This is a genomic window from Streptomyces sp. NPDC001002, assembly GCF_053599215.1.
The window spans coordinates 22,839-33,741 of record NZ_JBSFLV010000103.1; the positions used below are offsets into that span (position 1 = coordinate 22,839).

Annotated in this window: 12 protein-coding genes; 5 read left to right on the plus strand and 7 right to left on the minus strand. The window is 70.6% G+C overall.

Annotation, left to right across the window (positions count from 1 at the left end):
- Window positions 1-50: 50 nt before the first annotated feature.
- Window positions 51-1,526 carry an MFS transporter gene (locus tag ACWDR3_RS34390; protein ID WP_450356474.1) on the minus strand — a complete coding sequence of 492 codons (1,476 nt, stop codon included), beginning with the start codon at window positions 1,524-1,526 and terminating at the stop codon, window positions 51-53.
- Window positions 1,527-1,612: 86 nt separating this feature from the next.
- On the opposite strand from ACWDR3_RS34390, the gene ACWDR3_RS34395 reads away from it, so the two are divergent.
- The gene (locus tag ACWDR3_RS34395) at window positions 1,613-1,990 is read left to right on the plus strand and encodes a MarR family winged helix-turn-helix transcriptional regulator (RefSeq protein ID WP_450356475.1); all 378 of its coding nucleotides are present in this window, start codon (window positions 1,613-1,615) and stop codon (window positions 1,988-1,990) included.
- Between the two features lie 21 nt (window positions 1,991-2,011).
- Here ACWDR3_RS34395 and ACWDR3_RS34400 read toward each other — a convergent pair whose 3' ends face one another.
- Window positions 2,012-2,752, minus strand: a complete 741-nt coding sequence (locus ACWDR3_RS34400) for a maleylpyruvate isomerase family mycothiol-dependent enzyme (RefSeq protein WP_450356476.1) — start codon at window positions 2,750-2,752, stop codon at window positions 2,012-2,014.
- 163 nt (window positions 2,753-2,915) lie between these two features.
- Here ACWDR3_RS34400 and ACWDR3_RS34405 point away from each other — a divergent pair, with 163 nt between their 5' ends.
- Genes ACWDR3_RS34405 through ACWDR3_RS34415 form a run of 3 tightly spaced genes read left to right on the plus strand, consistent with a single transcriptional unit; the run spans window position 2,916 to window position 4,549 of the window.
- Window positions 2,916-3,515, plus strand: coding sequence for a sulfite oxidase-like oxidoreductase (locus ACWDR3_RS34405; RefSeq protein WP_450356477.1), 600 nt, complete (start codon window positions 2,916-2,918; stop codon window positions 3,513-3,515).
- Between the two features lie 2 nt (window positions 3,516-3,517).
- Window positions 3,518-4,228 (plus strand): ferredoxin reductase, encoded by a 711-nt coding sequence (locus ACWDR3_RS34410; RefSeq protein WP_450356478.1) that lies wholly within the window; start codon window positions 3,518-3,520, stop codon window positions 4,226-4,228.
- Between the two features lie 12 nt (window positions 4,229-4,240).
- Window positions 4,241-4,549 carry a DUF6510 family protein gene (locus tag ACWDR3_RS34415; protein WP_450356479.1) on the plus strand — a complete coding sequence of 103 codons (309 nt, stop codon included), beginning with the start codon at window positions 4,241-4,243 and terminating at the stop codon, window positions 4,547-4,549.
- Here ACWDR3_RS34415 and ACWDR3_RS34420 read toward each other — a convergent pair.
- From ACWDR3_RS34420 to ACWDR3_RS34435, 4 genes are all read right to left on the minus strand, one after another.
- Window positions 4,521-5,378, minus strand: coding sequence for a sugar phosphate isomerase/epimerase family protein (locus tag ACWDR3_RS34420; protein WP_450356480.1), 858 nt, complete (start codon window positions 5,376-5,378; stop codon window positions 4,521-4,523). The genes ACWDR3_RS34415 and ACWDR3_RS34420 overlap by 29 nt on opposite strands.
- Before the next feature lie 4 nt (window positions 5,379-5,382).
- A complete protein-coding gene (locus ACWDR3_RS34425; RefSeq protein ID WP_450356481.1) occupies window positions 5,383-6,414 on the minus strand; it encodes a sugar ABC transporter substrate-binding protein in 1,032 nt (343 codons plus the stop codon).
- Between the two features lie 62 nt (window positions 6,415-6,476).
- Window positions 6,477-7,472, minus strand: coding sequence for a sugar phosphate isomerase/epimerase family protein (locus tag ACWDR3_RS34430; RefSeq protein WP_450356482.1), 996 nt, complete (start codon window positions 7,470-7,472; stop codon window positions 6,477-6,479).
- A 43-nt stretch (window positions 7,473-7,515) separates the two neighbouring features.
- Window positions 7,516-8,697, minus strand: coding sequence for a Gfo/Idh/MocA family protein (locus ACWDR3_RS34435; protein WP_450356483.1), 1,182 nt, complete (start codon window positions 8,695-8,697; stop codon window positions 7,516-7,518).
- A 165-nt stretch (window positions 8,698-8,862) separates the two neighbouring features.
- On the opposite strand from ACWDR3_RS34435, the gene ACWDR3_RS34440 reads away from it, so the two are divergent.
- On the plus strand, window positions 8,863-9,867 hold the full coding sequence (locus tag ACWDR3_RS34440; protein WP_450356484.1) for a LacI family DNA-binding transcriptional regulator: 1,005 nt from the start codon (window positions 8,863-8,865) through the stop codon (window positions 9,865-9,867).
- 37 nt (window positions 9,868-9,904) lie between these two features.
- Here the strand turns inward: ACWDR3_RS34440 and ACWDR3_RS34445 are convergent.
- The coding region (locus ACWDR3_RS34445; RefSeq protein ID WP_450356485.1) for an MFS transporter at window positions 9,905-10,903 on the minus strand (999 nt) is incomplete at its 5' end.

Consider the following 10,903-nt stretch of genomic DNA (forward strand, 5'->3'; position numbering starts at 1 on the left):
GCCCGGCGGGACAAGCAAGTCCCCGCCGGGCACACTTCGGAGGCGTCCCCCTAGTCGCGGACCGAGACCCGCTCCGCCTCCTGGGATGTGGACTTGGCGACCACCACGGACCGCTGCGGGCGGCGCGTGCGCAGGCCGGGAAGGGTGATCAGGAGGCCCGCGGCGGCGATGCCCGTGACCACGATCAGGCCCGGCCGGTAGCTGTCCAGGACGGCCTGTGGGTCGGCGTTCTCGGGAGCGCCCGCCGTGACCACCGCCGTCACTACGGCCAGGAAGATCGCGCCGCCCACCTGCACCGAGGTGTTGAGCAGCCCGGAGACCATGCCCTGTTCGTGGTCCTCGACGCCGTTGGTGGCCTGGATGTTGAGCGAGGGGAAGATCAGCGCGAAGGCCCCGCCGATCAGCACCATCGACGGCAGGATCAGCGTCGCGTACGTCGGGTCGAGACTGACCCGCAGGAACAACGCGTATCCGGTGATCATCAGCGCGAAGCCCACGACGATCAGCCGCTGCGTGCCGAACCGGTCGACGATCGCGCCCATCTTCGTCGCAGACAGGGCCACGATCGCGCCCGCGGGCAGGAAGGCGAGCGCGGTGTGCAGCGCCGACCAGCCGAGCAGGGACTGCATGTACAGCGTCACCAGGAACTGGAATCCGACGTACGACCCGAACATCGACATCGCGCCGAGCTGGGCGCGGAGTTGGGTGCCGGAGCGCAGTACACCGAGCCGGATCAGCGGACCGGCCGAGCGCCGCTCGATCCGTACGAAGACGGTCAGCATGACGGCGACCACGAGGAAGGACAGCAGCGTGCGGGCCGAGCCCCAGCCGGACTCCGGTGCCTGGACGACCGTGTAGACGAGCAGCAGCATCGACGCGGTGCCGAGGACGGCGCCGGGGATGTCGTAGCCGTTGTGCTCCTTCTCGCGCTCGCTGCGCGGCAGCAGCTTCAGGCCGGCCACCAGGGCGATCAGCGCGATGGGCGCGGGCAGCAGCATGGTCAGCCGCCAACTGGCCTCGGTGAGCAGGCCGGACAGCACCAGGCCCATCGAGAAGCCGGTCGCCGCGCAGGTGGTGTAGATGGACAGGGCCCGGTTGCGCAGCGGGCCCTCGGCGAAGGTCGTGGTGATGATCGACAGGCCGGCGGGTGCCGTGAAGGCCGCGCTCAGGCCCTTGATGAAGCGGCTGGCGATCAGCAGCGGGCCCGAGTCGACGAGGCCGCCGAGCAGCGAGGCGAGCGCGAAGACGCCGAGGGCGACGAGGAAGACCTGGCGGCGGCCGAGCAGGTCGGCGGTGCGACCGCCGAGCAGCAGCAGACCGCCGTAGCCGAGGATGTAGCCGCTGACGATCCATTGCAGCGTCGAGGTGGACAGGTCGAGGTCGGAGCCGATGGACGGCAGGGCCACGCCGACCATGGACACGTCCAGCGCGTCCAGGAACATCGCGGCGCAGAGCACCAGCAGGGTGCCCCAGAGCCGAGGAGTCCAGCGTCCGCCGGACGCGGGGATGGTGAGCGGTGAGGTCATGTCGCCAGACACTACATGCACGTGCATGGAATGCAAACGCATTTAATGTACGTGCAATAATCTTGATTCTCTGCTACGGTGCCCGCATGGCGGCCAAGAATGCCGAGCAGGGGCTCGTGGACCAGTGGCGGGACATCCTCGCGCTGCATGCGCGCACCCAGTGCGAACTGGATCGCGCGCTGCACCAACACGGCTTGTGCGGAAGCGACTTCGAGGTACTGGACGTCCTGGCGGGCGACGCCTGCGCCTACCGCGTGCAGGAGATCTCCGAGCGCGTCCACCTGAGCCAGAGCGCCCTGTCGCGCCTGATCGCCCGACTGGAGAAGGACGAGCTCGTCGAGCGCACGATGTGCCCGGAGGATCGGCGGGGCGTGCGCGTGGCACTCACCGACAAGGGCCGCTCACTGCACGGCGAGGTGCTGCCGGTGCAGCGCGCGGTACTGACGCGGATGCTCACCGTCTGACGGTCGGGCACCGGTTGACGGTCAGCTCCAGGTGACGGCCGACTTCTCGCGCCACAGCGCGGCCACCGCCGCGTCCCCGCTCACGTTCGGGAACGGCTGCCGATTCCACAGCGCCGGGTACAACTGCGCGGCGGGCCCGGCCAGTTCGCAGTCCGCTTCGCCGTCCTCCCCCCGCACGGTCACGGGCGCCTCCGGAGACAGTCGTATGGTCCACACCGCGTCGTCCGCGTCCGTCGCCCGAACCCGAAGCACCCGCGGCTCCTCGCTGCGGACCCGGCTCTTGGAGCGGGCGTGGAAACTGCGCAACAGCTCGTCGATGCCGTCGGCCGCGAAGCCCGGGGAGATCTCCGTAGGCGTGCCGCCTCGCGCGGACTCGGCGTCGATCCGGTGGACGGTGGTCTCGTGCGCCTGTCGCCGGGCCCAGAAGGCGAGCGGCGAGGGCGCCGGCATGAACTGCCAGCACCGGACGTCCGGAGCCGCGGTGGACAGGATCTCGACGAGATACCCGTGCCCTTCGCGGAACCAGGCCAGCAGCTCGGCGCCGTCGAGCTCGGGCAGCCCGCCGTCGGGGTGGTAGGCCGTGTGCCCCTCGGCCACGAACGCGGCCGCCCACCGGTGCACCATGCCCGTGTGCCGCACCAGGTCCCGCACCCGCCACTCCGGGCAGGTCGGCACCTCCGCATCGGTCCCCGCCCGCTCGGCCGCCGCGGCCAGCAGAACGCCCTCCCGGTCCAGGTGGGCGACGAAATCCATGGTGTCCATGGGGGCGAGTGTGCCGTATCGAGTGCGGTCCAGGGGGAGTGCGGCACATGATGGACGTGCGTCCGGCCATGCCCCGGCGATGTCGGCCGTGCGCCGGTGATGTCCGGATCGTGCCCCGGCGATGTCCGGCCGTGGCGTCCGACGAGGTCAGGAGATGACGTCCGTGAGCTCCTTCTCACCCGGATTCCGTGGGCGCGCCCGGTCCCTGGCGGACCGGCTGCCGCCCGGCCAGTACCCGACCGAACAGTTCCCCGTGCTGTCCGCGGGGCCCACCCCGAAGGTCGCGACCGAGTCGTGGGCCTTCACCGTGACCGCCGAGAACGGTGAGACGCACAGCTGGACCTGGGACCAGATGCTGGCCCTCCCGCAGGAGGACACGACCAAGGACATCCACTGCGTGACCCGCTGGTCGAAGTTCGACACCCGGTGGCGCGGGGTCCCCGTCGAGGCCTTCCTCGACAACGTCGACACGACGGCCGCGTACGTCGTCGCCCACAGCTACGGCGGCTACACCACGAACCTCCCGCTCACCGACCTCCTCGGCGGCAAGGCATGGCTCGTGCACACCTACGACGGCTTCCCGCTCTCTCCAGAACACGGCGGTCCCGCCCGGCTGCTCGTGCCGCACCTGTACTTCTGGAAGTCGGCCAAGTGGGTGCGCGGACTGCGGCTCACCCACGACGACCAGCCGGGATTCTGGGAGTCGGTCGGCTACCACAACCACGGCGACCCCTGGCGCGAGCAGCGCAACTGGGGCGACTGACCATGGCCATCGTCTGGCGCGCCGCCCGCCTCGACGAGCGTCGCCCACAGACCGCCACGGCCCGCTCCCTCACCTTTAGCGCCCCGGGCTGGCCGGGTCATCTGCCCGGCCAGCACGTCGACGTGCGGCTCACCGCCGACGACGGCTACCAGGCCGTACGCAGCTACTCCCTCGCCGCACCCGCCGACGGCGACCGGATCGAACTCGGCGTGCAGAGCGTCCCCGACGGCGAGGTCTCCCCGTATCTCGCGGACGAGTTGTCACAGGGCGCCGAGGTCGAGGTGCGCGGTCCGCTCGGCAACTGGTTCGTGTGGCGGCCCGAACAGACCGAGCCCGCCCTCCTGGTCGCCGGCGGCTCCGGAGTCGTACCTCTCGCGGCCATGATCCGAGCCCACCGCCTGGCTCGCTCCGAGGCCCCCTTCCACCTGCTGTACTCGGTGCGCACCCCCGACGACGTCTGGTACGGCGACGACCTGGACGGGCGGGATCCGCATCTCGACGTGCGCCTGCTGTACACGCGACAGGCGCCGCCCGGCAGCACCCGCGCCCCCGGCCGGCTGACCCAGGCCGACCTGGACAAGGCCGCGGCCGGGCTCGAACCCGCCAGTCAGGTCTACGTCTGCGGCCCCACCGCCTTCGTGGAGACCGTCGCCGACCTCCTCGTCGACCTCGGCAGGGACCCCACCACCATCCGTACCGAACGCTTCGGCTGACCGGAGGCCACGATGGCTGACGACACCGCGCACCTCGACGGCAACTGCCTCGCCGGCCCGCTCTCGGAGATCCTCGCCGCGGAACCCACCACGGCGTGGTGGCGCTGCCCGGAGTGCGCGAGGTCGGGCCCGCTCGCCCAACTCCACGTCTACGGGCCCGAACCGGGCCTGACCGCCCGCTGCCCCGGCTGCGACCACATCGCGCTCCGGCTGGTCAGGGAGGGGGAGTACGTCTGGCTGACGGTGGGAGGCGGTGACGGAGCCTTCCGCTTCGCCACCGCCGCCGTGGGCGCTACGGGTGGGCGGCCAGGTACTCCGTGATCTTCTCCCGCATGAACACCGAGGACTCGCGGGCCCGTTCCTCCCACGCGAACACACAGGCGGTGAGGGTGCCGTCGAAGCCGACCGCCCTGAGCTCGCGGAAGAGTTCGTCGAAGTCGACCTCGCCCTGCCCGATGTCCAGGTGCTGGTGGATACGGGCCGGGGTGCCGGGCGGGTTGAGGATGTAGCGGTTGCCGGAGGACGCGGTGTGGTCGAAGGCGTCGGCCAGGTGGACGTGGGTGAGGAGGTCACCGGCGTACTTGATGATGCCGGGGGCGTCGGCGCCGATGTGGAAGGTGTGCGGGGCGCAGTAGAGGAAGCTGACGGCCGGGTGGTTGATGCCCCGGATCAGGTTGACCGCGTCGTAGCCGTTCTCGATGAAGTCGTCGGGGTGCGGCTCCAGCGCCAGACCGATGCCCTCCCGCTCGAAGAGGGGGAGCAGTTCCTCCAGCGACCTCCAGAACTGGGCCTCGCTGCGGTCGGATTGCTCGGGGCGGCCGTTGAACTCGGAGATCATGCTGGTGACTCCGAGGTCCGCGGCGATCTGGATGGCGCGCTTCCAGTACCGTACGGCGGCCTGTCGGTCGTCCTCGTCCGGTCCTGACCAGCGGAACAGCGGCAGGAGCGAGGTGATGCCGACGCCGGCGGAGTCCAGCGCCTTGCGGAACGCGCGCACCGTGCCGTCGTCGACACGCGGGTGCCGGAAGAACGGGATGAAGTCCTCACGGGGTGACAGCTCGATCCACTCGTAGCCCAACTCGGTGACGACGGCGGGCAGTTCGAGCAGCGGGACGTTGCGGATCATGTAGGGGTCGAGTGCGATCCTCATGGTGTCAGCGCGTTCCCTTCGCGGCGAACTTCGCGACGCTCGCGATGTCGGACTTGTCGACGAAGGCGGGACCGGTCAGCACCGGCTCCTCACCGCCGCCGCTGTAGTTGCCGTTGGTCTTGTAGAGCCACAGCGAGTCGACCGCCAAGTAACCCTGAAGGTAGGGCTGTTGGTCGACGGCGAACTGGATGGTGCCTTTCTCGACGGCGGCGACCAGGTCCTTGTTGAGGTCGAAGGTGGCGACCTTGGCCTTGCTGCCCGACTCGGACACCGACTGCACCGCCGTCAGCGCGAACGGGGCGCCGAGGGTGACGACGTAGTCGATGGAGGAGTCGGTCTTGAGCTTGGCGGTGATCGTCGACTTCACGGACGGCATGTCGGTGCCGTTGACGTAGAGGTTGTCGGTCTTGCCGCCGAAGGTCTTCTTCACCCCGGCACACCGCTGTTCGAGGTTGACGTCACCCTGCGCCTGGATCACGCACAGGACGTGCTTGGCACCCGTGCCGTTGAGCTTGGTGCCGAGCGCCTGTCCGGAGACGGACTCGTCCTGGCCGAAGAAGGACAGCAGCCCCTGCTTCTTCCAGTCCGTCAGACCCGCGTTGAAGCCGACGACCGGGATGCCGGCCTTCTCCGCCTTGGCGACCACGTCCTTCATCGCGTCCGGCTTGGCGAGGGTGACCGCGATGCCGTCGACCTTCTGGTCGATCGCGTTCTGCACCAGGTTGGCCTGGTCGGCGGCCGTCTCGTCGTTGGAGTAGATGAGCTTGACGTTGTCCTTGGCCGCGGCGGCCTCGGCACCCTTGCGGATGGTGTCCCAGAAGGTGTCACCGGAGGGCGCGTGGGTGACCATCGCGATGGTCATACGCGGGGTGGAGGCCTTCCCGGCCGAGACGCCGGCGGCGCTCTCCTCGGACTTCTTCCCGCCGGAACCGCTGGAACAGCCGGCGAGGGCGAGGGCGGCCACCGCTGCGACGGCCACGACGGGGGTGATTCTGCGAACTCGGGGACCGGTGGTGCGAGTTGTCGAGCGGTTCATGGTCGATGCACCTCACTGTGCAACAGGGGGAGGGGAGTTGGCGGCCTCGTGCGGGCCGGCGTTCAGATGCGGGCCGCGGCGGCCCTGAGGTTCTCTGCGGCCAGCCGCAGGCCCTCGAACTGGTCGAGTTCCTGGTCCTCGTGCTCGATGTTGACGGCCATGTCGGGATCGACGTCCCGCAGCGCGGTCAGGAACTCGGCCCAGAACTCGACGTCATGGCCGCGTCCGACGGCGACGAAGTCCCAGGACGCGTTCTTCGGCCAGCGGCTGAGCGTGTACCGGCCGCCGAGGGAGACGGCGTCCGGCTCGTCGGGGAGCACGCGCTGATGGCGGTGGTCGAGGACACCGTTGATCCGGGCCTCCTCGTTGATCCGGGTGTCCTTGGCGGCCGCGTTGTAGACGAGGCTGCCGAGCCGGCGTACCGCCGCGACCGGGTCGATGCCCTGCCAGAACAGGTGACTCGGGTCCATCTCGGCGCCCACATGGGTCGCGTCGATCTCCGTGGCAAGGCGTTCCATCGTGCCGACGTTGTAGACCAGGTTGTGCGGGTGCATCTCGATGCAGACCTTCACGTCGGCGTCCGCCGCCCGCGCCTGGATGTCCTTCCAGTACGGGATCGCCACCTCGCCCCACTGGTAGTCGAGGGCGTCCAAGTAGGCGCTGTCCCACGGCAGTACGGACCAGGACGGCAGCCGGCCACCGGGATCGGAGGCGGGCAGCCCCGACATGGTCACCACCCTCTTCACCCCGAGCAGGGCGGCCAGTTCGATCGCGTCGCGCACGTCCTGGCCGTGCTTGGCGCGCACTTCGGGGTCGGGGTGCAGGGGATTGCCGTTGCAGTTCAGGGCGGTGAGGGTGACACCGGCGTCCGCGAAGAGCGCCAGGTACGCGTCCCTCGCGTCCCTGCTCGCCCTGATCTCGGCGATCGGGAGATGAGGGGCGGGCAGGAAGCCGCCGGAGTTGATCTCCGCGCTGTCCAGGCCGAGTTCGCGAAGGATCCGCAGCGCCTCGGGCAGGGGCTTGTCGTGCAGGACGGCGGTGTAGGCACCGAGCTTCATCGCATGGCTCCTTGATTCGTCACGGGGTTCGTCGACGGGCTGCTCACTGGACGGAGACGGCCTGGCCGTCGGCGCTCGCGGAGGCGACGATCGCGTCGAGCACCCGCAGGTTGTGCAGACCCTCGGCGAGGGAGGCGCAGTGCGGCAGCCGGTCCAGGCCCGCGATCTGCTCCAGGAAGGCGCGCGCCTGCCAGGTGAAGAAGTCGTTCTGACCGTGACCCACGCTGGGGAAGTCCATCGGCAACCCGCCTGCCACATACGGGTGTTGCGGGCCGACCACGACCTGCCGGTACCCGCCGGTCGCGGCCGGCAGCGACGAGTCCGCGAAGCCGAACTCGGCCGGGCGCGCCATGTCGAACGTGGCCGCGCCGCCCTCCCCGAAGACCTCGAAACCAAGGGAGTTGGCGAGTCCGCAGGCGATCCGCGAGACGGAGAAGGTGCCGACGGCGCCCAAGGCGAAGGTGGCGGTGAAGGTCGCGATGTCCTCGTTCTCGACGGCCTCCCGCTCCTCGCTCACCCGGACGTCCGCCGAGTGCCCCACGGCGGTGCCCAACGGCACGGGCCGCTCCCGCACCTGCGTCGACAGCACCGCGCCCCGCACACTCCGCACCGGCCCGCAGAAGTACTCGCCCAGGTCGACGAGATGGCTGCCGATGTCCGACAGCGCCCCCGACCCCAGCGGGCCGCGGTACCGCCAGCTGATCGGGGCGTTCGGGTTGTGCCCGTAGTCGCACCAGTAGTGCCCGTTGAAGTGCTGCACCTGCCCGAGCCCGCCGTCGCCGAGCTGCTGCCGTATGCCGTTGATCGCGGGGGAGCGGCGCAGCGTGAACCCGGTCGCGGCCACCAACCCGGTGCCCTCGGCCGCCTTCACCATCGCCTCGGCATCGGCCACGGTCGGGGCGAGCGGCTTCTCGCACAGCACGTGCTTGCCGGCCGCCAGCAGTCCCTCGACGATCTCGCGGTGCAGCGGGTTGGCGACGACCACGCTCACCGCGTCTACGTCGTCCGCCTCGGCGATCGCCCGCCAGTCGGTCTCGGCTCGCCGGTAGCCGTAGCGGCGGGCGGCCTCACGGGCGAACGGCTCGTGGGTGTCGGCGACGGCGACCAGCCGGACCTCGGGCAGCCCGGCGTCGTACAACGTCGAGGCGGTCCGGTAGCCGCCCAGGTGCGCGCGTCCGGCCATGCCGGCGCCGATGACGGCGACGCCGATCGACTCAGAAGCCATGTGGAGTCCTCTCTCAGCCCTGATCCGGGTCCGAGACCCCTGTCCCGGTGCGGATCCATGTCCAGGCAATAGAACTTTTTAAAGCGCTTTAAGTCCTGGTACTATCAGACCGGTTTCACGGGCGTGTCAAGGGTGTTGCGCGAGGAGATTCCGACAGGAGGATCAGTGGTCGACGCAGGTTCCCGGCCCCGGTTGGAGGACGTGGCCGCGCGGGTCGGTCTGTCCACGGCCTCGGTCTCCCTGGTCCTGCGGGGCGCCCCCGGCCCCAGCGAGCGCACCCGCCGACGCGTCCTCGACGCGGCCGCCGCCCTCGGCTACCAGCCCGACCGCAACGCCAGCCTGCTGGCCAGCAGACGGAGCCGGCTGCTCGGCGTGATGGTCGACATCCACAGCCCCTTCCACGCCGAACTGGTCGAGCACCTGCACACGGCCGCGGCCGAGGTCGGCTACGACCTGGTCCTGAGCACCCAGACCCGCACCCGCGACGAGCACACCGCGGTCGAGACCCTCCTCGCCTTCCGCAGCGAGGCCCTCATCCTGCTGGGCCCGATCGCCCCCGCCGACACCCTGGCCGCCCTCCACCGCAAGGCCCCGGTGGTCGTCGTCGGCCGCCGCATCCCCGGCGCCGAACTGGACGTCGTACGGACCGCGGACGACGACGGCGTCGGCCAGATCGTCGACCACCTGGCGGAGCGGGGACACCGCTCGATCGTCTACGTCGACGGCGGCAAGGGCGTCATCGCGACCGACCGCCGCCGCGGCTACCGCACGGCGATGCGCCGCCACGGCCTCGACGAGTACGTCCGTGTCCTGCCCGGCGACCACACCGAAGCGGCCGGCGAACGGGCCGCCCGCCACCTCCTCGACGGCGACCAACTCCCCACCGCCGTGGTCGCGTTCAACGACCAGTCGGCCATCGGCGTGTTCGCCGCGCTCACCCGGGCCGGGGTCCGCGTACCCACCGACGTTTCCGTCGCCGGCTACGACGACGACGCGCTGTCCCGCCTGAGCTGCTTCGACCTGACCACGGTCAGCCAGAGCGCGCGGGAACAGGCCGGGCAAGCGGTGCGGGCGGCGCTGGAACGGCTGGACGAGGGGCGGACGGAGGCGCGGGAAGTGGTGTTGGCGCCGCGGCTGGTGGTGCGGGGGAGCACCGGGCCGGTCGGCTGACACGGGCCGATCTGCCGAGGCCCTGCCGTTCGCCGGGTCAGCGCTCCGCTGCGCCCCGCGTCACGAGCCCGATCACCGCTGCCGTCGCCGCCAGTACGGCGACGCTGGTGAGGGCGGCGGGGAGGGAGAACCAGTCGGCCATGAAGCCGATCGCGGGTGGTCCGAGGAGCATGCCGCCGTAGCCGAAGGTGGAGGCGATGGCGACGCCGTCCGGGCCGGCGAGGGTGCCGGCGCGTTCGATGGCGACGGGGAAGAGGTTGGCGAGGCCGAGGCCGGTGATCACGAAGCCGATGAGCGCGGCCCAGAGGGTGGGGGCGAGGGCGCCGAGCAGCATGCCGAGGGCGGCGACCGTACCGCCGGAGATCAGGGTGCGGGTCCGGCCGAGGCGTTCGAGCAGCCGGGTGCCGGTGAGCCGGCCGACGGTCATGGCGAGCGCGAAGCAGGAGTAGCCGACGGCCGCCGCGCCGGCCGAGGCGTCGAGGTCCTGTTCCAGGTGCAGCGCGCTCCAGTCGGCCAGGGCGCCTTCGCCGTAGGCCGTGCACAGGGCGATCAGGCCGAAGGTGATGACGAGGCCGCGGGTGCGGGAGTCGAGGCGGCGCGGCGAAGGCTTTTCGTCCGGTGCGGTCTCGGGCGGTTCCGGGGGCTGGATGCGCAGTAGAACGTGGCCTGCGAACGCGGTGACGAGCAGGCCGATCACGGTGAGACAGAGCAGGTGCTGGGTCGGGGTGAGCACGCCCGCGACCAGTCCGCCGAGCCCGGCGCCGACCATGCCGCCGAGGCTGAAGGCCGCGTGGAAGCTGGGCATGATGGGCCGCCGCATGCCCCGCACCAGGTCGACCGCCGCGCTGTTGAAGGCGACGTTGATCCCGCCGTACGCGGCGCCGAAGACGAGTAGGACGAGGCCGAGGGTGAGGACGGAGTGGGTGAGTGGGGGGAGGGCCACGCTGAGGGAGAGGAGGATGGCGCAGACGACGGTGACCTGGTGGTTTCCGTAGCGGCGGCAGAGGCGTCCGGTGATCATCATGGTGATGACGGC

What these genes read in the sequence shown, in the direction of transcription:
- ACWDR3_RS34420 (WP_450356480.1), bottom strand. Translation starts at nt 5,378, where the DNA reads ATGAGGATCGCACTCGACCCCTACATGATCCGCAACGTCCCGCTGCTC.
- ACWDR3_RS34390 (WP_450356474.1), bottom strand. Translation starts at nt 1,526, where the DNA reads ATGACCTCACCGCTCACCATCCCCGCGTCCGGCGGACGCTGGACTCCT.
- ACWDR3_RS34435 (WP_450356483.1), bottom strand. Translation starts at nt 8,697, where the DNA reads ATGGCTTCTGAGTCGATCGGCGTCGCCGTCATCGGCGCCGGCATGGCC.
- ACWDR3_RS34425 (WP_450356481.1), bottom strand. Translation starts at nt 6,414, where the DNA reads ATGAACCGCTCGACAACTCGCACCACCGGTCCCCGAGTTCGCAGAATC.
- ACWDR3_RS34400 (WP_450356476.1), bottom strand. Translation starts at nt 2,752, where the DNA reads ATGGACACCATGGATTTCGTCGCCCACCTGGACCGGGAGGGCGTTCTG.
- ACWDR3_RS34410 (WP_450356478.1), top strand. Translation starts at nt 3,518, where the DNA reads ATGGCCATCGTCTGGCGCGCCGCCCGCCTCGACGAGCGTCGCCCACAG.
- ACWDR3_RS34430 (WP_450356482.1), bottom strand. Translation starts at nt 7,472, where the DNA reads ATGAAGCTCGGTGCCTACACCGCCGTCCTGCACGACAAGCCCCTGCCC.
- ACWDR3_RS34415 (WP_450356479.1), top strand. Translation starts at nt 4,241, where the DNA reads ATGGCTGACGACACCGCGCACCTCGACGGCAACTGCCTCGCCGGCCCG.
- ACWDR3_RS34395 (WP_450356475.1), top strand. Translation starts at nt 1,613, where the DNA reads ATGGCGGCCAAGAATGCCGAGCAGGGGCTCGTGGACCAGTGGCGGGAC.